The organism is Nocardia sp. CS682, from assembly GCF_004634405.1.
GTDB classification, from domain to species: Bacteria; Actinomycetota; Actinomycetes; order Mycobacteriales; family Mycobacteriaceae; genus Nocardia; species Nocardia ninae.
Map to the genome: position 1 here is coordinate 8,054,534 of NZ_CP029710.1, position 22,305 is coordinate 8,076,838.

General features: G+C 66.8%; 24 protein-coding genes and 1 pseudogene. 11 read left to right on the forward strand and 14 right to left on the reverse strand.

The features are described 5' to 3' along the window. Positions 1 to 42: 42 nt before the first annotated feature. On the reverse strand, positions 43 to 246 hold the full coding sequence (locus tag DMB37_RS36475) for a hypothetical protein (protein ID WP_135236590.1): 204 nt from the start codon (positions 244 to 246) through the stop codon (positions 43 to 45). 173 nt (positions 247 to 419) lie between these two features. On the opposite strand from DMB37_RS36475, the gene DMB37_RS36480 reads away from it, so the two are divergent. Together DMB37_RS36480 and DMB37_RS36485 are read left to right on the forward strand one after the other, a co-directional pair. Next, positions 420 to 1,058: a hypothetical protein gene (locus DMB37_RS36480; protein WP_135236591.1), complete on the forward strand. Its 639-nt coding sequence runs from the start codon at positions 420 to 422 to the stop codon at positions 1,056 to 1,058. A 97-nt stretch (positions 1,059 to 1,155) separates the two neighbouring features. Then, the gene (locus tag DMB37_RS36485; RefSeq protein ID WP_135236592.1) at positions 1,156 to 3,243 is read left to right on the forward strand and encodes an MMPL family transporter; all 2,088 of its coding nucleotides are present in this window, start codon (positions 1,156 to 1,158) and stop codon (positions 3,241 to 3,243) included. On the opposite strand, the gene DMB37_RS36490 is transcribed toward DMB37_RS36485, so the two are convergent. The 3 genes from DMB37_RS36490 to DMB37_RS36500 all read right to left on the reverse strand — a co-directional run bounded on the left by DMB37_RS36490 (position 3,200) and on the right by DMB37_RS36500 (position 4,880). After that, positions 3,200 to 3,721, reverse strand: coding sequence for a CAP family protein (locus tag DMB37_RS36490; protein ID WP_135236593.1), 522 nt, complete (start codon positions 3,719 to 3,721; stop codon positions 3,200 to 3,202). The two genes, DMB37_RS36485 and DMB37_RS36490, sit on opposite strands and share 44 nt — an antisense overlap. 108 nt (positions 3,722 to 3,829) lie before the next feature. Continuing rightward, a complete protein-coding gene (locus tag DMB37_RS41085; RefSeq protein ID WP_206055098.1) occupies positions 3,830 to 4,198 on the reverse strand; it encodes a hypothetical protein in 369 nt (122 codons plus the stop codon). A 16-nt stretch (positions 4,199 to 4,214) separates the two neighbouring features. Next, positions 4,215 to 4,880 (reverse strand): dioxygenase, encoded by a 666-nt coding sequence (locus tag DMB37_RS36500; protein ID WP_135236594.1) that lies wholly within the window; start codon positions 4,878 to 4,880, stop codon positions 4,215 to 4,217. 401 nt (positions 4,881 to 5,281) lie between these two features. On the opposite strand from DMB37_RS36500, the gene DMB37_RS36505 reads away from it, so the two are divergent. The 6 genes from DMB37_RS36505 to DMB37_RS36530 all read left to right on the forward strand — a co-directional run bounded on the left by DMB37_RS36505 (position 5,282) and on the right by DMB37_RS36530 (position 9,932). After that, the gene (locus tag DMB37_RS36505) at positions 5,282 to 5,659 is read left to right on the forward strand and encodes a nuclear transport factor 2 family protein (protein WP_135236595.1); all 378 of its coding nucleotides are present in this window, start codon (positions 5,282 to 5,284) and stop codon (positions 5,657 to 5,659) included. 145 nt (positions 5,660 to 5,804) lie between these two features. After that, positions 5,805 to 6,857, forward strand: a complete 1,053-nt coding sequence (locus DMB37_RS36510) for a multicopper oxidase domain-containing protein (protein WP_135236596.1) — start codon at positions 5,805 to 5,807, stop codon at positions 6,855 to 6,857. 5 nt (positions 6,858 to 6,862) lie between these two features. Next, positions 6,863 to 8,041, forward strand: coding sequence for a ZIP family metal transporter (locus DMB37_RS36515; RefSeq protein ID WP_135238047.1), 1,179 nt, complete (start codon positions 6,863 to 6,865; stop codon positions 8,039 to 8,041). Then, positions 8,038 to 8,451 carry a Rieske (2Fe-2S) protein gene (locus DMB37_RS36520; RefSeq protein WP_135236597.1) on the forward strand — a complete coding sequence of 138 codons (414 nt, stop codon included), beginning with the start codon at positions 8,038 to 8,040 and terminating at the stop codon, positions 8,449 to 8,451. Before DMB37_RS36515 ends, DMB37_RS36520 begins: the two co-directional genes overlap by 4 nt. Before the next feature lie 51 nt (positions 8,452 to 8,502). Further along, on the forward strand, positions 8,503 to 9,069 hold the full coding sequence (locus tag DMB37_RS36525) for a GNAT family N-acetyltransferase (RefSeq protein ID WP_135236598.1): 567 nt from the start codon (positions 8,503 to 8,505) through the stop codon (positions 9,067 to 9,069). Positions 9,070 to 9,152: 83 nt separating this feature from the next. Further along, on the forward strand, positions 9,153 to 9,932 hold the full coding sequence (locus tag DMB37_RS36530) for a class I SAM-dependent methyltransferase (protein ID WP_135238048.1): 780 nt from the start codon (positions 9,153 to 9,155) through the stop codon (positions 9,930 to 9,932). Between the two features lie 74 nt (positions 9,933 to 10,006). On the opposite strand, the gene DMB37_RS41090 is transcribed toward DMB37_RS36530, so the two are convergent. From DMB37_RS41090 to abc-f, 4 genes are all read right to left on the reverse strand, one after another. After that, positions 10,007 to 10,333 (reverse strand): hypothetical protein, encoded by a 327-nt coding sequence (locus DMB37_RS41090; RefSeq protein WP_206055099.1) that lies wholly within the window; start codon positions 10,331 to 10,333, stop codon positions 10,007 to 10,009. Between the two features lie 83 nt (positions 10,334 to 10,416). Then, on the reverse strand, positions 10,417 to 10,566 hold the full coding sequence (locus DMB37_RS41095) for a hypothetical protein (protein WP_206055100.1): 150 nt from the start codon (positions 10,564 to 10,566) through the stop codon (positions 10,417 to 10,419). Then, complete coding sequence (locus DMB37_RS36540) at positions 10,563 to 11,186, reverse strand: CatB-related O-acetyltransferase (protein ID WP_135238049.1); 624 nt, start codon at positions 11,184 to 11,186, stop codon at positions 10,563 to 10,565. The genes DMB37_RS41095 and DMB37_RS36540 overlap by 4 nt, the downstream gene beginning before the upstream one ends. 55 nt (positions 11,187 to 11,241) lie before the next feature. Next, complete coding sequence (gene abc-f / locus DMB37_RS36545; RefSeq protein WP_135236599.1) at positions 11,242 to 12,849, reverse strand: ribosomal protection-like ABC-F family protein; 1,608 nt, start codon at positions 12,847 to 12,849, stop codon at positions 11,242 to 11,244. 157 nt (positions 12,850 to 13,006) lie between these two features. On the opposite strand from abc-f, the gene DMB37_RS36550 reads away from it, so the two are divergent. Further along, a complete protein-coding gene (locus DMB37_RS36550) occupies positions 13,007 to 13,636 on the forward strand; it encodes a TetR/AcrR family transcriptional regulator (protein WP_135236600.1) in 630 nt (209 codons plus the stop codon). Here DMB37_RS36550 and folE read toward each other — a convergent pair. The 5 genes and pseudogenes from folE to rfbC form a co-directional block, all read right to left on the reverse strand. Further along, positions 13,637 to 14,188: pseudogene (gene folE / locus DMB37_RS36555) on the reverse strand (GTP cyclohydrolase I FolE). A 478-nt stretch (positions 14,189 to 14,666) separates the two neighbouring features. Beyond that, a complete protein-coding gene (locus DMB37_RS36565) occupies positions 14,667 to 16,280 on the reverse strand; it encodes a carboxylesterase/lipase family protein (protein ID WP_135236601.1) in 1,614 nt (537 codons plus the stop codon). A gap of 90 nt (positions 16,281 to 16,370) precedes the next feature. Beyond that, positions 16,371 to 16,841, reverse strand: coding sequence for a MarR family winged helix-turn-helix transcriptional regulator (locus DMB37_RS36570; RefSeq protein ID WP_206055101.1), 471 nt, complete (start codon positions 16,839 to 16,841; stop codon positions 16,371 to 16,373). A 50-nt stretch (positions 16,842 to 16,891) separates the two neighbouring features. Then, positions 16,892 to 17,890, reverse strand: coding sequence for a helix-turn-helix domain-containing protein (locus tag DMB37_RS36575; RefSeq protein WP_135236603.1), 999 nt, complete (start codon positions 17,888 to 17,890; stop codon positions 16,892 to 16,894). Positions 17,891 to 18,135: 245 nt separating this feature from the next. After that, positions 18,136 to 18,702, reverse strand: a complete 567-nt coding sequence (gene rfbC / locus DMB37_RS36580) for a dTDP-4-dehydrorhamnose 3,5-epimerase (protein ID WP_135236604.1) — start codon at positions 18,700 to 18,702, stop codon at positions 18,136 to 18,138. 201 nt (positions 18,703 to 18,903) lie between these two features. Here rfbC and DMB37_RS36585 point away from each other — a divergent pair, with 201 nt between their 5' ends. Both DMB37_RS36585 and DMB37_RS36590 read left to right on the forward strand, forming a co-directional pair. After that, positions 18,904 to 20,013, forward strand: a complete 1,110-nt coding sequence (locus tag DMB37_RS36585) for a hypothetical protein (RefSeq protein ID WP_135236605.1) — start codon at positions 18,904 to 18,906, stop codon at positions 20,011 to 20,013. A 23-nt stretch (positions 20,014 to 20,036) separates the two neighbouring features. Continuing rightward, positions 20,037 to 21,023 carry a TauD/TfdA family dioxygenase gene (locus DMB37_RS36590; RefSeq protein WP_135236606.1) on the forward strand — a complete coding sequence of 329 codons (987 nt, stop codon included), beginning with the start codon at positions 20,037 to 20,039 and terminating at the stop codon, positions 21,021 to 21,023. 159 nt (positions 21,024 to 21,182) lie between these two features. On the opposite strand, the gene DMB37_RS36595 is transcribed toward DMB37_RS36590, so the two are convergent. After that, positions 21,183 to 22,247 carry a 5-methyltetrahydropteroyltriglutamate--homocysteine methyltransferase gene (locus tag DMB37_RS36595; RefSeq protein WP_135236607.1) on the reverse strand — a complete coding sequence of 355 codons (1,065 nt, stop codon included), beginning with the start codon at positions 22,245 to 22,247 and terminating at the stop codon, positions 21,183 to 21,185. Between the last annotated feature and the right edge of the window lie 58 nt (positions 22,248 to 22,305).

Consider the following 22,305-nt stretch of genomic DNA (forward strand, 5'->3'; position numbering starts at 1 on the left):
CTGTGCAGAGAGCTTCGAGCCGGGACCGCATGCCACGTCAGGCTATTTCGCCGACAGCGAGGACGAGCCGCTGAGCAGGCATGCTGCCCAATTCATGTTGTTCGGATCGCAATTGATCGATTCCGCGGACGGCCTCGGCTGCGGTTCCGTCGGCTCGGCGTAAGCGCTCGCGCCCGTGATCGCGGTCATGGTCACGAAGACGGCGCCGACGACAGCGCTGCGCAGTGCGGTTCGAGAGGTGGGCATTCGATCTCCTTCGGTGGATGCTGATGCTGAATGCCATCAAGTTATCCGGCGCCAGAAGTCGCCCGCACGCCCCGAGTTACGTTGCCCCCATTACTTTCTCGATGATTCGGTTAAGCTCACCGGGTGTCCGAACCGACGGAGTCGGACGTGATGTGCACGAGGTGGGCAGTCTGATGACCGCGACGACGAACGACGACGTTTCTCCGGTGCCGGACGAGGCAGGCGGCGGTACCGACCGGGTGCGTCGCAGGCAGCGGATCATCTGGATGGTCGCTGTCCTCGCGCTTTTCGCGGTGGGAGTCGCGGCCGGGCCCGCGTGGTTTCAGTCCGACCGCTTCTATCGATTCGACTGGGTCCCGGTATGGGCTCCGGCGGCGTGCTGGACGGCCGCCGTGCTACTGCTCGCCGTGGCGAGGGTGGGTCCGCGCCGCAGTCCGGGTCAGCTCGCGGTTGCCGCCACCCTGGGGCTCGTGCTGGTGCCCGTGTGGGCCGTTTCGATGTTCGTGCACAGCTTCGTCGCAGAGGAAAGCAAGGTCGTGGCCGTCGCCGTGAGTCCCGACGGAAGCCACGAAGTCGTCACGGAATCGCACAAGATCTACAACCACCCGCCTGGTTGCCGCGTCTTGCTTCGAGAGCGAGATGGACTGTTCAGCAGGCAGACGACTGTCTGGAACGAGGACGAGTGCCCGCAGCGCGTGTCCTTCACCGGCGACGCCACGATCAGCCTTACCAAACCGGGCTCCGGAAAGGTCGAGACAACGACCTTCGACCCCCAGCAGATGCAGGTAGGCAAGATCTACGGATTCGCCTGACGAAATATGACTGAGCCGTGTCTACCGGGCCGTGATCATCCCCACGTGGCCGGGGTGACAACGCGCGCCCCGGCAGCGGTTCTGCCATCGTGTGGTGATGCGCATGTGGGATCGGTTCGCGACCGCGGTCACCGCCCGTAGGTCATGGTTGCTGCTCGTGTTGCTCGCCGCTGTGTCGGCCGGGTTGATCGGTGGAATCGGCGGTAACGACGCCGCGGGGGAGGCGCCGAACTCCTTGCCGGGCAGCGCGGAATCGGCGCGGGTCAAACAGCTGCTCACTCAGTTCCCGGATGCGGGTACCGCACCCGCGGTGGTCGTGGTGACCCGCACCGACGGCGCCGAATTGGCTGCCGACGAGGTGGCGGAGCTGCGGGTCCGGCTCGGTGAGCTGGCCATTTCGCCCGATCGGCAAGCCGCGATCGGACGGCTGCCGGTCGACGCGAAGTTGAGCGGGTTCGCCTTGACCGACCGCATCGACGAACTGCGCGAGTCCGTGAAAGCCGGGCAACCGGCGGATCTGAATATTCAAGTGACCGGCGGGCCCGCGTTCGGCGGAGACATCGCCGATTCCTTCGCCGGTGCCAACATCACCCTGCTCGCGGTGACGGCTGCCGTCGTCGCGTTGCTGCTCATCGTGACCTACCGGTCGCCGGTGCTGTGGCTGGTGCCGCTGCTCGTGGTCGGCTCGGCGGATCGGGTCGCGGCCACCGTCGGCACCGGACTGGCCCGGTGGACCGGGCTCGCCTTCGACGGCTCGACCTCGGGCATCACCAGCGTGCTCGTCTTCGGTGCGGGGACGAACTATGCGCTGCTGCTGGTCTCGCGCTACCGCGACGAGTTGCATCGCCATGCCGATCATCGGGCCGCGTTGCGCCACGCGGTCCGGCATGCCGGACCGGCGATCCTGGCGAGCAATGTCACCGTCGTCGCCGCACTGTTGACGCTGCTGCTGGCTTCGCTGCCCAACACTCGCAGTCTCGGTGTGGGCGCCGCCGCCGGGCTGGTGGTGGCTCTGGTGTTCGTTCTGGTGGCGCTGCCTGCCGCGCTGGCCTTGTGCGGACGCAATGTCTTCTGGCCGTTCGTCCCGCAGGCGGACGATCGGATGGCGGCGGAGCAGGGGATGTGGCATGCGATCGCCGCGTGGGTCGTGCGCAAGCCGGTGATCGTCGCCTGCGGCACGCTAGTGGTGCTCGGCGGGTGCGCCGCTGGGTTGATCGGGACCGACGTGGGGTTGTCGCAGACCGATCAGTTCCGGGTCCGCGCCGAATCCGTCGAAGGATTCGACACCCTGTCCGCGCATTTCCCGGCCGGTGCGGCCAACCCGACGATCGTGCTGGCGAAGGCCGATGCGGGGGCCGAGGTCCAGCAGAAGCTGCGTGCCATGCCAGGCATTACCGAGGTGACGCCGACCGGAACCGCGCCGTCCGGACTGATGCGGTGGTCGGTGGTGCTGAACGCCGAACCCGGTTCCCCGCAAGCCTTCTCCACCATCGAGTCGATGCGGACCGAGCTGTCGTCGGTACCCGGGGCACTGGTCGGTGGTGGTGACGCGGAGGGGTTGGACACCAGGAAAGCCGCCGAACACGATCAGCGCGTGGTGATTCCGATGATCCTGGCCGTCGTGTCGGTGATCCTGCTCGCCCTGCTGCGTGCCGTCCCCGCCGCCGTGCTGCTGGTAGGCGTCTCGGTGCTCAGCGCACTGGCCGCGCTCGGGCTCGGGGCCTGGATCGGCTTGCACCTCTTCGGGTTTCCGGCGTTGGACACCAGTGCGCCGCTGTATGCCTTCCTCTTCCTGGTAGCCCTCGGTATCGACTACACCATCTTCCTGGTGACCCGAGCGCGCGAGGAAACACCCGACCACGGCAGTACCCAGGGCATCGTCCGGGCCGTCTCCGCCACCGGCGCCGTCATCACCAGCGCGGGCATCGTCCTGGCCGCCGTGTTCTGTGTGCTCGGCGTCCTGCCGTTGATCATCCTCACGCAGCTCGGAATCATCGTCGGGCTGGGTATTCTGCTGGACACCTTCCTGGTCCGGACCGTAGTCATCCCAGCACTTTTCAGCATCACCGGGCCGAAAATTTGGTGGCCCAGCGCCCTCTCCCGCGTCCCCACTCCAGCGGGAGCGCGGGATGAGGGGCAGCTCAGTTCTGCGGACGACCGACGTTCTGCGGGAACTGGCCCCTGACGTTTCCCGGCGGGGTGTAGCGGGCGACTATGTAGGTGCTGGGCTGGGAGAAGATGGTGCCTGCGGGGCATGAAGCAATGCCAACGGTCAGCTGTGTGCTGGCCTTCCACACCACCTGGGTGAAGTGTCCTGTCTCGGGGGAAAAGCCGGGATTGTTGTAGTCGTACTTGCTCGCCTCTGCCATCCAGCTCTTCATCGCGTCTTCGAAACTGCGATTGCCGGTGCCCGCATAGAGGTTCTCGCCGTAGCGGCCGCGCGAATCCGAGTGCTGGAACTTGCATGCTGCGGCGTATTGCTGTGTTTCGGCGGTCAAGCCCGAGTTCCAGGTCATCGGAGGAGCCCCATACTGCGCGCGCGCCGCGTTCGCCACGGAGAGCTTGTGGGCGTCGGAGGTGTCCGCACCGGCTGGTGCGGCACCAACGACCGAACCGGCGATGGCGATCAGGGCAGCGGCAATTGTCAAGCGCGACTTCTGCATTCGACTTCCTTCCGATCGGTGGATAGCGGGACCCACGGTAGGACCGGTCGGTTGGCACCACAAGAGAATGATCACCCAGTGGCGTCCCCAGTCGAGGCGAACGCGGTGCTAGGCAGGTCCGGGGATAGCGATGCCCGCGGCGCGCAGCTTGCTCGCGAACAGCGCGGACAGCCGGGCGGCGGCCGGGGTCTGCTCGGTGCGGTACTGGCGGATCAACCGGTATCGGGTCGCCGCCTCGGTGCGGGCTTGCCGGCCGGTAACGATCCTCAGCTGCGCCGGGTTGGCGAGGAAGTGCTCGGCCGCGGCGGTGGCGAGTTCCTCGATGCGCGGATCGTCCGGCGCCCAGACGGTAGGTCGCCGCCTCCGCCGCGGTGAAGCCGTAGCCGGGCATCCGCTCGAGCAGCGCCACCGCGCGGTCGGGCAGCAGCGCCCGGTCGCCGTCGGCGAGCCGGTGCGGGGTCGGCTTCGTCGGTCCACCCCGCGAACTCCGGCGTCAGCGGAAGTTCAGAATGAAGTCGTAAGTCGCCTCCCGCCCGGTGGGCACGGTACGCACCGTCATCAGCAACCGGCGGTCGAAGATGGAGTCGGTGTTGTTTCGTGGCTCGTTGGGGAAATACAGCTGGGTGGTCAGCACCCGCTGGTTCGGGGCCTGCACTTTGACGTGGATGTGGCGGGTGCGGCCCGGGTACAGGCCCGGCACGATGGTCGAGAGTTTGAATTGGCCGTTCGCGTCGGTGAATTGATGGCCGCGCCACTTGTAGCCCGAATTGTCGTAGGCGCCTGCGTTGTCGGCCTGCCAGAAGTCCAGTAGCGCCTGGGCCACCGGGCGGCAGGAGCGAGTGAACACATAGCCGCTGACCGTCAGCCGGGTGCCGGGGGAGCCGGGTATCACCAGATCGCTCCGGAGCGGCGAGTTCGGCTTGAAGTACGGGCCTTCAGTTTGTGAAATTGTGGGTGCGTCCCCGTCGTGGCAGGCCGGGGTGGGTTCGAGATCGTCCGGTACGGCCTGCTGACCTTCGTCGGCGTTGCCGATGCCGACCGCGGCACCGGTCAGTGTCGCCGCGGCGGGCACGGCCAGTAAACCTAGTTGCAGCAGGCGTTTCCGAGTAATCGCCTGGGGGAGCTCGGTGTCGTCATCCGGCAAATGGTCGGTGCTCATGATGGTGATCTCCTCGCGGGAGGGTGGGCGAGAGTTTTCAGGTGTCACATTCGGTTGGCAATAGGTCATTGCACTACTCGCAACCCGAGCAGCGGGCTGTTGTGCTGCTCGGTAGCCAAACACCTTGTCGGCGAAGGTATTTCGAGTTCGAATGTGACATGACAATAGGTCGCGCACGGCGGGCTGGGCAAGGGGCCGGGTGGTGGAAGAAGTACAACTTTCATTGATATGTCGCCGGGATCTCCAGTGCCTCAAGGAAACTGGTGACGCTCCGCGGCTCGCATCGATGGGTCCCCAGTGACTCCCCGGTTGTCGGATATCGCGGTAGCGCCCCCGGCGATTCGAATACTCCGGTTGGGGCAGACTGGGGACATTGTCGAATAGCAGGTGAGGATGACGGAATGGCCGAGGTCGATGGTCCGCTCGATGCGTTGATCGATACGTATTGTCTGGGATGGAGTGATCCCGATCCGGTGCGGCGGCGGGAATTTCTCGGCGCGGCGTTGGCGGCGGGGGCGACGTATACCGATCCGACCGTGCACGCGGTCGGTGTCGAGGAGTTGGCGGCGCATATCGACGGGGTGTTCGCGCAGCAGCCGGGGATGCGGGTGATGCGGGTCAGCCGGATAGATGCGCACCACGAGATGGCTCGGTTCGGCTGGCGGCTGGTGCAGGCTGATGGCACGGCGTTGCCGGATGGGGTGGACTTCGTGGAGGTCTCGGCGGAGGGGCGGATCCGCCGGATCGTCGGGTTCTTCGGCGGGTTGCGCAGCATTTAGCGAGGAATGAGCTGGTAGTCCTCGCCGCTGCGATCTCTGGCCGAGTGTCGATCTGAGCTGCGGCGTTCGATGGGTTGAATTTTAGAGTTCGGTAGCCCAAACTTTACCTACCGTTCCATCGATCCACGAAGTAAGGCGCACCTGAATGGACATTCCGACTCGGCGCCGATTCCTGGCCGGCGGGGCTGCTGCCGGTGCGGTAGGTGTGGCTTTAGGGACAGGTGGGGTCTTGGACTCGGCGCCGGCCCGGGCGCGGGAGCGCGACCGGCCGGTGCACCAGCATGGCGCGGATCAGCATGGCGGGGGAGCTTCCGGGCCCACGTTTCGCAAGGGCAGCGTCGTCGACCACGAAGCGAACGGATTCGATCCGACGGCCATCCTGCGCGACTTCGACTACGGCCGGGTCACCACCCGCCCGGACGGTCGCACGCTGCGGGAATGGGATGTGTACGCCAGCGACGAGGACATCGAGATCGCGCCGGGGGTGAGTTTCCCGGCGTGGACGCTCAATTCGCGGATTCCGGGACCGACCTTGCGCTGCCGGGAAGGCGACCTGCTGCGGGTCAATTTCACCAATGGCTCGAAACACCCGCACACGCTGCATTTTCACGGCATCCATCCGGCCGACATGGACGGCATCCCCGGCCTCGGCCGCGGCATCATCAACCCGGGGGAGAGCTTCACCTACGAGTTCGACGCCACCCCGTTCGGGCTGCACCTGTTCCACTGCCACGTCGGGCCGCTGGCCGAGCACATCGCGCGGGGTATGTACGGGACGTTCATCGTCGATCCGCCGCAGCCGCGCCCGGCGGCCGACGAGATGGTGATGGTGCAGCACGGCTACAACACGACCTTCGACGGTGAAGGCAACCAGCTCTACGCGGTGAACGGGATTCCGTTCCATTACATGCACGAGCCGATCCGCGTGAAACGCAATGCGCTGGTGCGCATCTACCTGGTGAACGTGCTGGAGTACGACCCCATCAACAGCTTCCACATCCACGGGAACTTCTTCGACTACTTCCCGACCGGAACGCGTTTGGAGCCAACCGAATTCACCGACACCATCGTGCAGGGGCAAGGGCAACGCGGCATCTGCGAACTGCGGTTTCCGCATCTGGGCCAGTACATGTTCCATGCGCACAAGACCGAGTTCGCCGAGCTCGGCTGGATGGGCATGTTCGAGGTGACGGAGTAGCCGTGGTGGACATCGAGCGCACCCGCAGGCCGTGGCTGCTCGGCCTGGTCTCCGTCGGATTGCTGGCGATCGCGTTGGTCGGCTTGGCCGTGCTCGGCGGGCGCAGCCTGCCGGAACGTACCGGGCCGCCGGTGGAGGAGATCGCGGTCGAGCAGACCAGGCTCGAGCCTGGTTCGATCGATTTGACGCTGCGTAATACCGGGCCTGATCCGGTCTCGGTCGCGCAGATCTTCGTCAATGATGCCTACGTCGACTTCACCGGTCCGGACGAGCCGATCGGGCGCTTGGAATCGGCGCGGGTGCGGCTGGATTATCCATGGCAGAACGGACAGCCTTACCTCGTGTCGATGCTGACTTCGACCGGGCTGGTCATCGAGCACGACATTCCCGCCGCGGTCGAGACGCCCGCGACCACTGCGTCGTTCTTCGGGTTGATGGCCTTGCTCGGGACCTATGTCGGCATCATTCCGGTGGTACTCGGGATGCTGTTCCTGCCGGTAATGCGGGCCGCCGGTGGTCGGGTCGTGCGAATACTGCTCGCGGTTACCGTGGGGTTGCTCGCGTTTCTGGCCTGGGAAGGTACGAGCGAAGGTTTCGAGCTGGCGGGCCGATCGGGTGGGGCGTTCGGTGGTACCGCGCTGGTCGTGCTCGGCGCGGTACTGGCTTTCCTCGGGTTGACCGCGGTGGACCAGTGGCTGCGGAGCCGTAGGCGGTCGGCCGCGGTGCAGGGGGCCAGTGGCCTGCGATTGGCGCTGATGATCGCCATCGGTATCGGACTGCACAATCTCGGTGAAGGTCTGGCCATCGGATCCGCCTATGCCGTAGGGGAATTGGCGCTCGGGACGTTTCTGGTGATCGGCTTCGCCATCCAGAACACCACCGAAGGGCTCGCCGTCGTCGCGCCGTTGACCGAGCGGCGGCCGCCACTGCTGACCCTGCTCGGACTGGGTCTGGTGGCGGGGGCGCCGGCCATCCTCGGCGCCGTGCTCGGGGCTACGGTGAATAATGCGGAACTGTCCGCGCTGTTGCTCGGGGTCGGTGTCGGCGCGATCGTCCAGGTGATCGTGCAGATCGTGCCGAGCCTGCGGGAACCGGATGGAAAGAGCGTCGCGGTGTCCACACTTGGCGGTGTCTCGATCGGGCTGCTGGTGATGTATGCGACGGGGTTGTTGGTGACCGCATGATCGATGCACCGGATTCCGGGCGGCCATCCTGCGTCGGCTGCACCAGGCGCAGTGTGCTGGTCGGTGCCGCGGTAGCCGTCGCGGCGGTCACTGCGGGCTGCGGCCGAGGCGATGCGGACCCTGCACCGGCTCGGGTACCGCTGGCCGAGGTCCCTGTCGGTGGCGGACGGATCTACCCGCAGCAGGACCTGGTCGTCACCCAGCCGGTCGCCGGCGATATCCGAGCCTTCTCGGCCACCTGCCCACACCAGGGTTGCCTGGTCGCCCGTGTCCGCGACGGTGCCATCGAATGCGCTTGTCACGGCAGCGGGTTCAGCATCAGCGATGGATCGGCGATGCGCGGTCCGGCGCGGAAACCGTTGTCCGCGCGCACGTTTGTCATCGAGGCCGCGGAGATCGTCGTCCGGTAGCCGGATGGAAAACCATTGGATCGTTCGATCCGCTCCATGTGAGCATCGCGTATGACCGTCTACCTCGAGACCGCCCGACTGATCCTGCGCCACTTCACCGAGAACGACGCCGACCTGCTCATCGAGCTCGACAGCGATCCCGAGGTGATGCGCTACCTCTCCGGCGGTGTGCCGACGCCGCCGGCGAAGATTCGCAAGGAAACGATTCCTCGGCTGCTGGGCCAATACGAGAAGTGGAACAACGCCTACGGCACAATTGCCGCGCACGAGCAGACCGACGGCGAGTTCATCGGCTGGTTCATCCTGCGCCCCGCAGCCGACGGCCCACTCGACGAGGTCGAACTCGGCTACCGGTTCCGTAAGTCGGCCTGGGGTAAAGGATTCGCGACCGAGGGCTCGACGGCGTTGCTGCGCAAAGCGTTCACCGAACTCGGCGTGCGCATGGTCTGGGCCGAGACGATGTTCGTGAACCGCGGGTCGCGGCATGTCATGGAGAAGCTCGGCATGACCCACGTGAAGACGTACCACCCCGAGCTACCCATGATCGAAGGTGCCGAGCACGGGGAGGTTCGCTACGAGATCACGCGCGCGGAGTGGGAACGCAGCGACCTGAGATGAGCCAGGTGGCCGTCATTCTCTGGCCGAGTGTGAGCATTCGTCAAGGCGATCCGGGCCTTTCGAGGGGCGATTAGGGTGACCGTATGGAAGACCATGTGCGGCTGCGGCATTCCTCGTCGTTCGGTGCGGCGGCGCCGGCCTATGCCGAGCATCGGCCGGACTACGCGCCTGATGCGGTGCGCTGGGCAATGGCGCCCGCGCCGGGATCGCGGGTGTTGGATCTCGGGGCGGGGACCGGGAAGCTGACCGGCACGCTGGTCGCGTTGGGTGCCGACGTTGTTGCGGTCGAGCCTGATCCGGCGATGTTGGCCGAATTGCGCCGTGTGTTGCCTGCTGTTCGTGCCTTGTCGGGTAGTGCGGAGGAGATTCCGCTGCCGGACGGGTCGGTTGACGCTGTGCTGGCGGGGAATGCCCTGCATTGGTTCGATATGGCTGTCGCGGGGCCCGAGATCGCGAGAGTTCTTGCGCCCGGGGGCATTCTGGCTGGTTTGTGGAATGTCATGGACGACCGGGTCGACTGGGTTGCCGGACTCGAGCGGGTCGGCGGCGGTGCGGCCATCGGTCCGCGCGACACGTTCAGCAGCTGGCGTGCGGCGACGGAGCGGTTGTATCTTCCCGCGACCGGTCTGAATCCTCGATTCGGGTCGCCGGAGCAGGCCGAGTTCCCACACGGGCAGCGTCGCACGGCCGACTCCCTCGTCGCGACACTCGCAACCCGCGCGGGCGTACTGGTCCTGCCGGAGCCGCAACGACAGGCCGCGCTCGACCGCATCCGCGCCTTTCTGACGAGCAGATCGGAGACCTCGAGCGGCGAGTTCACCCTCCCGTTGCTGACCGGCGTCCTGCGCGTTCGGTGCCTGTGAAATATCCAGGACCGCCACGAATGTCACCACCCCGGTATCGACCTCGTCGGCGTGCGGTTGCATGGCCCGGGGTATCAGCGCCAGGGCACGGTCGGGCAGGCCGGAGAACGCGTCCATGTCGGTGGTCGCCGCATGGCAATCGGCAAGCCACCGTGCGAACTTCGCGCGGTAGGCGTCGGCGCCCGGCACTGCCATAGGGGTGCCGCCACCTCCTGTTCGTAGCCTTTCCAAGCTACGAACTTGGGCGACAGCTGGACTACCGGGCGACCCTGCGCTTCGGCGAGGGCGCGCCCGGCGTAGGCACCGATGTCATACAGGTAGAGGTCCGCCGGGTCGGGGTCGTAGGCCGCGTGCAGTTGCGGGAGCGCCTGGACGGCGTTGTCGAGGAACAGGTTCATCACCGCGACAGGATCAGCGGGCCAGTTGTTGTCGGCGACCGGCAGCGCAGACGTGCACGGAACCAGGTCGGCGCCTGCACCGGTAATCAGTCGGCGATGGCCGGGTCGTTGGCGTAGCTCACCCGATGGCCACGGGCAACCAGCTCACGGATGAGCTCCAGGCTCGACAGGACATGGCTGACGATGGGGATGCCGACCATCGCGATATGCGCGGGGCGAGCGGGCATTTCACTCATTTCCGGGCCTCGGCGGCGGCTTCCAGGTCGGCGATGCTGCCGGACATGATGGTCGGCACGTGTTCGGTGAGGTGGTCGAGGGGCCAGTCCCACCACGCCACCGCCAGCAGGCGGGCGATGTCCTCCTCGCTGTAACGGGTGCGGATGAGGCGGGCCGGGTTGCCGCCGACGATGCCGTAGTCGGGTACGTCGCCGACGACCACGGATCCGGTGCTGACGATGGCGCCGTGGCCGATTCGCACGCCGGGCATCACGGTTGCGCCGTTGCCGAACCAGACGTCGTTGCCGACGATGGTGTCGCCTCGGCTTGGTAGGCCGGTGAGCAGGTCGAAGTGGTTCGACCACGAGCCGCCCATAGTGGGGAAGGGGAAGGTGGAGGGGCCGTCCATGCGGTGATTGGCGCCGTTCATGATGAAGCGAACGCCGGTGCCGAGGGCGCAGAACTTTCCGATGATCAGTTTCTCGGGTCCGTAGTGGTAGAGCACGTTTCGGGTTTCGAAGGCGGTCGGATCGTCGGGATCGTCGTAGTAGGAGAACTCGCCGACTTCGATCAGTGGTGAGGTGACCAGCGGCTTCAGCAGCACCACGCGCGGCTGGCCGGGCATGGGGTGCAACACCATCGGGTCGGCGGGGATAGGCCTGTCGGGCACGCGAAACTCCTTCGGGGGCGGGGGATCAGACGGATACGGACGCGCGCAGCTCGAGCTGAGCACCGCGCCAGCGGGCGCGTAGCCTGCGGTCGTGGCTGACGATCACCAGGGCGCCACGGTATTCGGCCAGCGCGGCTTCCAGTTCTTCGACCAGGGCCGGCGACAGGTGGTTGGTTGGCTCGTCGAGCAGCAGCACATCGACGGACTCGGTGACCAGCCGCGCCAAGGCGAGCCGCTGCCGCTGCCCGGTGGACAGATTCTCGACGCGCGTCGTCAGGCGGGCGCGGTCGAACAGGCCGAGGGACAGCAATCGTTCGGCGTGCTCGTCGCTTTCGCCGGAGCGACCGCGGGCGAAGGCGGCCAGCAGGGTTTGCCCTGGTTCGGCGGGCGGCGGATCCTGCGCGAGGTAGCCGACCTTGCTGTGGCGAATGATCGTGCCGGTGTCCGGCGCGAGCCGACCGGCCAGTACTCGCAACAGCGTGGACTTGCCCGCACCGTTCGGGCCGGTGATCAGCAGCCGGTCGCCTGCGGTGACCGTCAGACCGGTCCGGTCGAGCCTGCCCGCGACGGCGATGTCGGTGGCGTCGAGCACGGTGCCGCGCGCACCACCGGCCCGCAGTGTGGGTGCGAATCGCAGTGGTTGGGGTGGCGGCGGCACCGGGTCCGCGAGCAGACGGCGCAACCGTTCCTCGGCATTGCGAACCCGGCTGGCCAGTGACTGCTGCACCCGCCCACCGGCCCGGTCGTAGGCCATCTTGTTGTTGTCCTTCATGGCCCGGCCCGGTGCGACGTCGCGGGCGGTGGTGGCGGCGAGTTCGCGGAGCCGGTCGGTGTCGGCCTGCCATTGGGTGTACGACTGGACCCACCGTTGGCGCGCCGCCGCCTTCTCGGCCAGGAATCCCGCGTAGCCGTTGCCGTAGCGGATGACTCGTCGCCGGTCCGCGTCGACCTCGAGCAGGCTGGTCGCGACCCGCTCGAGGAAGGCGCGGTCGTGCGAGACCGTCACCGTGGTGCCGCGGCGGGTGCACAGGTGATCTTCCAGCCAGGCCAGGGCGTCGCCGTCCAGATGGTTGGTGGGTTCGTCCAGTAGCAGCACCTCGGTACCGGCGGCGAGGATCGCGGCCAGGCGTAGCCGGACCTGCTCGCCGCCGGACAGCTCGCCGACGGTGCGGGTGCGGTCCACCAGGCTCAATCCCAGCCCGTGCAGGGCGCGTTCCACCCGAGCGTCGGCGTCGTAACCGCCGCGTAGCTCGAAAACTGTTGTCAGCTCGCCGTATTCGGCCATCCCGGACTCGTCGCCGTCGGCCATCGCGACTTCGAGTCGGCGCATCCGCTGTTCGAGCGCACGGAGCTCGGTTAGTGCCCGATCGATGACCTCCTGCACGGTCGACTGCGGTGGCAGCTGTTCTTCCTGGGCGAGGTAGCCGATGCCGCCGTCGGCGTGCACGACGATCTCGCCGTGGTCGGGCCGCTCCCGTCCGGCCAACAGGCGCAGCAGGGTGGTCTTGCCTGATCCGTTCTCGCCGATGATCCCGGTGCGCTCGCCCGCGGCGAGCGCACACGTCACCTCATCGAGAACCGTTGTGCCGTTGAAGGATTTGCTGACCGCTCGCGCGGTGATCTGGGTTGGCATATGCACTCTCCGAAGCGTTCGAGGACGACGCGGTCAGCGGGGACCGCAGGGCCGGGGAAACACTTCGAAGGAACATCGGCAACCTCACTTAATACGACGACTGTCGCACTAAGGTATCGTGGGGACTCCATCCCGTCAAGCAATCGGACTGCCGACCATGAATTCCGCACCTCCACCGGCCGAGCCGGCCCGTCGCCCGGGTGGGCGAACCGCCCGCATCCGTGACCAAGTGCTCGAAGCGGTCAGCGCGGAGCTGACCGAACACGGATACGACGCGCTGAGCATCGATGCCATCGCCGCGCGGTCTGGCGTGCATCGCGCGACGGTGTATCGCCGTTGGCACGATGTCGGGGGGTTGCTCGCCGACGTCTTCGACGCGGCGAGCCAGCAGCCGTGGGAACCGCGCGACACCGGTTCGCTGCGTGGGGATTTGGCGGCCCTCAACCAGGAGATCCAGGAGTCGCTGAGCGAGGAATCCTCGATCGCGGTGGCGCTGATCGCGGTGTCGTTCCGCTCCGAGGAAGCCGCTCGCGCGCTACGAAGGTTGTGGGAGGACCGCTATGCGCAGTCCGAGATCATCATTCAGCGCGCGGTGCAACGCGGCGAACTCTCGCCCGAGGTCGACGCGCGTGCACTGCTGATCGCCGCCACCGCACCGCTCTACCATCAGTTGGTGCTGCTGCGCACGCCACCCGACCCGCACCTGCCCGACCGTGCCGCCGTGAGTGCTGCGCTTGCCGCGGCAGCGGGTGCTTTCGCTCCGTCGCGCTCAGCGGGTACCGACTGATCAGGTGTTGACACCGGTGAGCGCGAAGAATTCCTGACGGGAACGCGGGTCTTCGCGAAGCGTGCCGAGCAGCGTGGAGGTCACGGTGGCCGACCCGATCGACTGCACCCCGCGCAGGGTCATGCAGCTGTGTTCGGCCTCGATGACGACGCCGATCCCGCGCGGTCGCAAGTGTTCGGCAAGCCAATCGGCGATCTGTTTGGTCAGCCGTTCCTGCAACTACGGTCGGCACGCGAAATGCTCGGCCACTCTGGCGAGTTTGGACAGTCCGATGATGCGCTCGCCGGGCAGATAGCCGATGTGCGCGGTGCCGACGAACGGCAGCAGGTGGTGCTCGCACACCGATCGCAGCGCGACGTTGCGGACCAGGATGAGCTCGTCGTAGTTCTCGTCGTTGGGGAAGGTGGTCAGATCGAAGGCGCGCGGGGTGAACAACTCGGCGTAGCCCTGTGCCATGCGGCGGGGTGTGTCGCGCAGGCTTTCGGAGTCGAGTGCGATCCCGAGAGCTTCGAGAAAGGAGGCCGCTGCGTTTTCGGCTGCCGCCGCCGGGATCGGCCGGACACTGGCGGCCTATCACCTCGACCAGCTGGCAGAGGCCGAGTTGGTGACGGTCAGCTATCGGCGCCCGGCCGGTCGCGGCGGGCACTGGGGATCAAAACCGTCAACGACCGCAGTTACGGTCATCTCGCACGGATCAGTGTGGAAGTCGCGGACGCTGGGTTCCCGGCCGAACCGTCCGACGCCGTGTTTGTCGAAGAGAGCAGCTATCTCACTGAGCTGGGGTGTCAGCGAATCGGTGACTGCTATTTCGCGGAATGCCAGGGAGGGCTGGCCATGCCGCTGACACCACCCGGGCGCACACGGGTACACGTGCGGCTCTATGAGATACCTGGCCCGCATGATCCGTATCGGGCCGCCGCACCCGGTCACCCTGCCCGCCTGGTCCCCGTTAATGAGCATCTACTCCTGCACATCTGGAACGATCGCACCGCTCGGTAGCCGTCATTCCTCGTGGTGGGAGCGCATACATCTACCCGAAGTGGCGGATGCTCGACCACAGGTCGCAGTGGTGCTGTTGGGTGAACGAGTCGGCGGTGGTGATGTGGTCGCTGCTGAGTTCCAGGGTGCTGCCCGCGGTAGTCGGCCATGGGGTGAAATCCGGTGTCACCGGGTCGCCGGTGTGCGCGAATTGTGCCCAGCTCTGTTGGATTCGCTGGGAGAGGAGGTCGGCGGGCGGTGGTAGGGGGATGTTTACGCCCATCAGGCCGGAGAAGACGTACGGCACCTCGGCGCCGTGGAAGGCCCCTGGTAGCAATGGGTTCCGGCCCAATGGTGCGTCGTTGAACTGGTACTGCCACACCTGTGCGCCACCTCGGCGCGCGGCATCGGTGGTGAACAGGGCTGGGCAGGCGAAGAATCCATCCGTGATGACCCGTTCCTTGGCGGCGGCGGGGGTCGCGAAGTCGGACGGTGGGTATCGGTCCAGGACCTGAGTGCTGTTGTCGCCGAACAGCTTTTGTGACCAGTTCTGGTAATCGGCTGCTGTGGGGGTGGTGCCGCGCGCGTAGTCGAGTAGTGCGATGAAGGTGGCGCCCTCGTCGGTGTTGCTGCCGACGATGAGGGGCGTGTCGTGCGCTGCGCCGGCGGCCAGGGCTTGTTCGGGCCCGGTGGTCACTACTACTCCGTCCTGGACCGGGCTCCAGCCCACCGCCATCGACGTCAATGTTGTTGTGGGGGAGTTGAGTAGCGCGGCGGTGGGTAATGCGCGTAGGCAGTGCAGGCGGGTGGGTGGGTCGGCGCAACCCAGGCCTGCGGCGTAGTCGGCGGAGCGTTGGTAGGCCAGGCTTTTGGTAGGCGGCTGAAGCGGACTCCTTGCGCAAGAACCGCTTTCGATGATGGCCTTGTGGAAAAGGCCACGGGCCAGCGGTGCGGCGATTTGGGTGCACACGCTCATGCCGCCCGCGGATTCGCCGAAGATGGTGACGTTGCCCGGATCCCCGCCGAATGCGGCGGCGTTGTCGCGGATCCAGCGCAGCGCAGCCTGCTGGTCGAGGGTGCCGTAGGTGCCTGCGATGCCGCCGTGGCTGTCGGCCAGCTCGGGGAGGGCGAGGAAACCGAAGGGCCCCACCCGGTAATTGGGAATGGCCACGATGACTTTGCCTTCGCGCACCAGCCTGGCGGGGGAGTCGTATTGGGCGTTGGAGCCGAGCACGAACGCGCCACCGTAGAACCACACCATGACTGGCAGCGCGGTATCCGCGGCGTGCGTGGGCACGTAGATATCGATGCTCAGGCAGTCCTCGCTGGACTCCTGCACCGCCACGTCGATCGGGAGCGGGGACGACTGCGGGCATTGCGGGCCGTGCGCGATCGCCGGACGCACCTCCGTCCACGGAACGGCGGGCTGCGGCGGGGCGAAGCGGTGCTCGCCGGTGGCCGGGGCCGCGAACGGCACGCCGAGGTACTTCACGATGCCGTCGGCGTGCCTGCCGTGGATCGGGCCGCCGGTGACGGTCACCGGCGTGTCTGGGGTTGTCGGGGCCGCGTCGGCGCGCGGGTGTGCGAGCGCGAACGCTGCGACGGCGAGACTGATCAGGGCCGTGGCCAAGGACGACCACCGGGTCGTGGCGGTGCGTGCCCGCATGAAAGCTCCCACAGTATTTATACTTTTGAAACAAAAGCACTGTAAGGCACCGCGGGCTTAGCGGGAACCCTTATCGGCCTTGCGGCACGGTCATTCGCTCAACGCCGCGAGCAACTGCTGTAGTGCGGGCAGTGCCGACTCCAGCCGTCGGCGCTCGGCGGCGGGTAGCTTCGCGAGGGAGTCGCGCAGCATGGCCGCGCTCGCGCGGTCGTACCTGGCCAGCAGCTCCCGGGCCGACGGCGACGCCACCAGCACCGCCGCTCGTCCATCCGTCGGTGACGGCACCCGCTCGACCAACCCCGCTGCGCTCATCGTCCGGATGAGATTGCTGATCGTCGACTGCGCCACCTTCAGTTCGGTGGCCGCGAGACTCGGCGGCACCCCCTCGGTGCCGACCAGGAGGCGAAGCAGTTCGATCTGCGCCTCCGGCAGATCCGGCAACCCTTCCGCGGCTCGGGTGCGGCGCAGCACTGCCCGCCGCAGCGGGCCGAGTAAGGCGCTGAGCTGCGCCTCGACCGAGACGGCCGACGTCGATTCGGTTCGAGCAACAGGGGCGTCCACTCGGCCATTCTGCCTGGTGCGGGGTGTCGGGTCCGCGAACGACGGCGACACTAGTGGTTCGGCCGCGCGGCGCGGATCGCCGTGACCGGCGCATTTGTGGCGGAATTGTTCGCTCGCCGCCATTCGCTCGGCGCCATACCGTAGGCGGCGCGGAAGCGCCGGGCGAAGTGTGTCTGATCTCGGAAGCCGTGGTGATGGGCGACGGCCGCGATGGAGCGTTGCCTCGCGTCGGGACGGGCGAGGGTATCTCGCGCACGCGCGAGGCGCTCGGTGATGATCCACTGTTCGAGGCCGAGTCCTGCGCGCTCGCAGAGCTTGTACAGGTAACGCACCGAGATGTGGTGCGCGCGGGCTATATTCGCCGGACACAGGTCCGGATCGAGCAGGCGCCGCCGCACGTAGTCGCGAACCTGTTGCACCAGAACATCTTCGGGCAGTGCTGTGCTGTCTTCGGTGCCGCCGGCCGCCGAGCTGAACAGAGCGCGCACCATCTCGATACACGCCGCCCCCAGTTCGGGTGCGGCCGGATCCGCATGCAGTGCCTCGGCCGATTCCCCCATCAGCGCAATCTGTTTCGTGACCAGCGATGCGAGCGCACTCTGGCGCACCGTGCCCAGGACACTGCGGATCAACGCCTTGGGTATCCCTAGCTGATCTTCCGGCAGGAACAGTGCGGTGGTTCCGCCGCCGTGCCAGTCGAGCTCGTACGGGAGGTCGAAATCCATGAAAAACAGGTCGCCCGGTGCCAGCTCGTGTTGCACGTCGCCTTGGGTCAGCCGGGAACAGGTGCGCCGCTGCACCTCGACGGCGACGAGCGAACTCGGCGAAACCCGCACCTGTTTCGGCGTCCGGATCAGCTCCAGGTCAGGCATCTGCGCCTGAACCAGGCTGACCGGGCCGAACTGCCAAGCATCGAGGTGCGCGTGGATCGGGCGGTCCGACGGCTTCAGTGCCACGTGTGTCGGCGCCGAGGCCTCCTGCACGGTCGCGACCACCGCATCCACCCGATCCGAGGGAACGAGCGCATCGGTGTCCAGCACGACCACCATGTCGATCCTCCTTCGCCGCCGCTGAAACGACTGCGGTGCACCGTCAGCCGAACCACCGTGCACGCTGAGCCGATTGTCCCGCCATCCCGGGCGGTACGGTGCGAATCAGGTGAGTTGACTTCGCGCAACGAGCCATCGAGTGCTTGCTTCAACGCCGCGGCAAACGCTCCCGAGCTGGGCCCGGCTCGTGAGCGAGGTCAGCCCACCGTAAATCCAGAGCTCGTGCCGTAGCTCGGATGGTTGCGTCAGTGCTCTTTACGCGGCAGTGCGGCGAGCAACTCGCGCCAGCTGCGCGCGGCCGCGTCACGGGCCGAGACCACCGTGACCGGTTGTGGCCAGTCGATAGCCAGGTCGGGGTCGTTGTAGGCCACGCCGAGGTCTTGCGCCGGATCATGCGGCCGGTCGATCCGATAGCAAACGTCGGCGACATCGCTGAGTGCCTGGAATCCGTGCAGGAACCCCGGCGGCACGTAGAGGTGCCGAAAGCCGATGTCGTCCAACAGAAAAGCCTGTCGACGCCCGAAAGTGGGCGACTGCGGCCGGATATCGATCAGCACATCGTGCACGGCGCCGCGCGCACACCGCACCAGCTTCGCCTCGCCCGGTCCGGACCGTCCGTGCATGCCACGGATCACGCCACGGACCGAACGGGATTGGGAGTCTTGGACGAACGTCGCCGCCGTCCCGGGGGCGTCCAGGTAGGCGTCGAATTCGACGGCATCGAAGGTTCGGGTGAACAGGCCTCGATCATCGCGGAACGGTTCCGGGGTGAGAATCAGGACGTCGGCGAGATCGGTCGGCTCGATACGCACCACGACATCGTGCCCGACGGCACGGTGCGCACGCCAGCGGGGTATGCCGATGAAGCAGCGCCGGGGCAGCTGAGGGGCGCCGAACTGCGCCTGCGGAGGAGCCGCTGTACGGCGAGATCTCTGATCGGACAACGAAGTTCGACCGGTGGGCGCGCCGGGAAACCCCTCGGGGCCGGCGTCGGCCGGGATACCCTGGTCGGCATGGGCACCTCGGCTACGGCCCCCTACCCGCCAGTGGCTGTTTTCCGGGGAGTGGGCGACGGCGGGAAGATTCCGCACCTCAACGAGCATGTCCAAGGGGAAGCGCGGCGGACTGCGCTGGCGCTGGCCGAGGTGCCGACGCATGCCGGGCCGATCGAACGCACCGCGGCATTGCAACGAGTCGTTGCCGCTGCCGGTGAGTTGGTCGGCGCGCTGTCGGCGGAACGTGCAGCGATCGTGGGAGAGGATCTTCCTGCGGAGTCGGTCAGCCAGTCGTTCTTTCGGGTTCGCGAGGTGGAACTGTCCGACCAGCAGGCCGCCCTGCACGGGGTACTCGTGGTCTATCGCGGTGTGCGCGATCTGTGTCGAGCCCCGCTGTCCGGTGCCGACCTCGCGGTAGAGGTCGCGGCGATGCGCCGGGCCGTCCTCGATCTCACCGGCAGCACGGCGGGTGACGTGGCCCGTGACCGGACTCCCGATGCTGTTGCGCCCGAAGAGGTATCGCTGGAAAGTGAATGGACGGCCCGGTGGCTCGTCGGGCATCAGGTCCACGTCCTGTTCAACATCTGCGCCGCCGTCGCGGTGTCGGATGCGGTGCACCATCTGCGTGACGGAGCGACCGAGACCGCGTTGGCGCGGCTCGCACACGCCACCACGTTCGTCCGTGGCTTTCCCGCGGCGATGACCCATGCCAGCACGATCCCGGTGGACTACTACATGGAGACCGTGCGGCCCACCATGCAACCACCCGACGTGGCGATCCCGCTCAGCGGACGACAACATCGCGGCTACAAGACATTTCGCGGTGCGATGAAAGACCTGCTCAAGGTTGTCCCGGATACCTACGACCACCTGGTCGCCCGCGACCCCGACCTCGCCGCCGCTCGTAGCGCGCTGCTCGAGGCCGACCTGGTGGACAGCGAACGTCATGTCACCCTTGCCTATTCGATGGTGCGGTTGCGCCGGTCCATCGCGCAGCTGCCCACCGGTCCGGACAATGCCGTCGGCGAACTGCGCCTGATGCGGCACCGGCGGGCCGCCCAGTACGCGCCGCTGATCCAGTTCGGCGACCACTACATCGCTGATGCCGTGGCCGCTCTGCGGCGCTAGGCGCACCGGGCAGGAGGGCCTTGATGCACGAGATCGCCGACCCCACCGACGAAATCCCCGACCTGACATTGGATCCCGGCGATACCACCGATGCCGATAAGGTGGCCCGCGCGCTGTGCGGTGGTACCCGCGATCGGGTGGACGCCGACGAATGGGTGGCGCGCGCTCGGGATGCGTGGGACGAACTGCCGCTGTCCCTGCGCCGCAGCGTGCGGCAATTCCGGCGGCACTCCGGCTCGCGCGGAGCGTTGATGGTCCGCGGCTTGCCGGTCGATGCCGCCGGATTGCCCGCGACGCCGTCCGTGCCGGATTCGGTACAGCGCGAAGCTACCGTCGCCGCAGCGGTACTCACCATGATCGCCTGCGGGCTCGGCGACCCCGCCGCGTACCTGGCCGAGAAGTCCGGTGCCCTCGTGCAGGACGTCGTGCCGGTGCCCGGCAAGGAAACCTTCTCGGGCAACGCAGGTTCGGTGCTGCTCACCTTCCACAACGAAAACGCCTTCCACCAACACGAACCCGACTACGTGCTGTTGCTGTGCCTGCGAGCCGACCACGACCGGGTCGCGGGCCTGCGCACGGCCTGCCTGCGCGAAGTACTACCACTGCTCCCCGCGGTGAGCCGAAAAGTGCTTTTCACTCCTGAATTTCGCACCGCACCGCCGCCGTCCTTCGGCGTGGACAACACGGTCGTCGCACCGCAGCCCTTACTGTCCGGCGCCCCGGAAGACCCCGATATCCGGATGGCCACCATCGCGACCACCGCGTTGACACCACGGGCCGTCACCGCGCTGACCGCCTTCGGCCACGCCTGCAACACCGCCGCCCGCACCACCAGACTCACCCCCGGCGACCTGGTCATTGTCGACAACCGCGTTACGGTCCACGGCCGTACCGCTTTTCGCCCCCGCTACGACGGCGCCGACCGCTGGGTACAACGCACCTTCGCCATCGCCGACCTCCGCCGATCCCGCGACCACCGCGCACACGACGGGTACGTGATCACCCGATGACAGAGTGCAGAACTCCGGCTACTTCGTCTGCTGCACGGAGCCCGACTGGTCTGCGACTTGGGCCGCGAAATTGATGGCACGTGATGAAGGCGAGGGTGGGCAGTAGTTAGGGGCCGACCCCGATGATGGGTCGGCCCCTACTCTGGCGGATCTGTCAGCTCACACGCCGAGTTCTTCGGACGCCGCCGCAGTGCCTTCGATGCGGGCACGAACTTTCGCGAACGCGGTTTCTCGCGACGTGGAGACATCGTCCCCGAACGGTGCGAATCCGCAGTCGTCGCACGTGCCGAGCCGATCGACGGGCAGGTGCCGAGCGGCATTGAGCACCCGGTCCCGCACCTGCTCCGCCGTCTCGACCGCCGGATCGATCGGATCGGTGACACCGACGAAAATCCGGGCCTCCGCAGGCAAGTGCTCGGCGATGACTCGCAGGACCCGATCAGGATCGGGCTCGCTGGCAAGTTGGACGTAGAACTGACCCGCATGGATACCGAACAGCTTCGGCAACAACTCCGCGTAGTCGACGTCGAGGCTGTGGGTCGAATCTTGGTCCCCGCCAGGGCAAGTGTGCACGCCGATCCGCTGCCGCTGCTCCGGCGTGAAGCGATCGAGCACCCGATTGTTCAACGCGACGAACGAGTCGAGCAACCCACCGGAAGGATCGAGCTTGAGCGACAGCCGCCCCTCGGTGAAGTCGATTTGGACCGAGTGCGCACCACCATCGAACGCCCCGCGAATATCAGCCTCCACGTTGTCCACGAGATCATCGAGGAACTGTTCCCGTGAATACCCGCCGATACCGTCCGCGGGATACAACAAGCTCATCGCGGAAGCCGCGATCACGGCTTGCTTGACCGGCGCCGTCGCATACTTCCGAGCGGCCTGCAGGTACTGCGCACTGAACGTCGCATACCGAAATGGCCCGGCGCTCAACGCCGGCAACTGCCGCGTGTGACCGTCCGCGAAGGGGATCACCGCACCACCGGGGCTCAGATTCGTCAATCCGGCCAGCGGATAACTGACAAAACTGGGTTTGCTCTGCTCACCATCGGTAACCACCGGCGACCCCAGCGATTCCAGACGCGCAATGGTGTCCTGCACCGCCGCGTCATAGAGATCGGCTAGCGCCGCGTCGGTAATCCGCCCAGCGGCATGGTCTTGCATTCCCGTCAATAACGCCGTTGGCCGCGGGATACTCCCAATCGGTTCGGTCGGCAAAGGCATGAAGCATTCCCCTTCCCCACACCGTCGGCCGCCATATACGTTGCAGGACCGACGAATT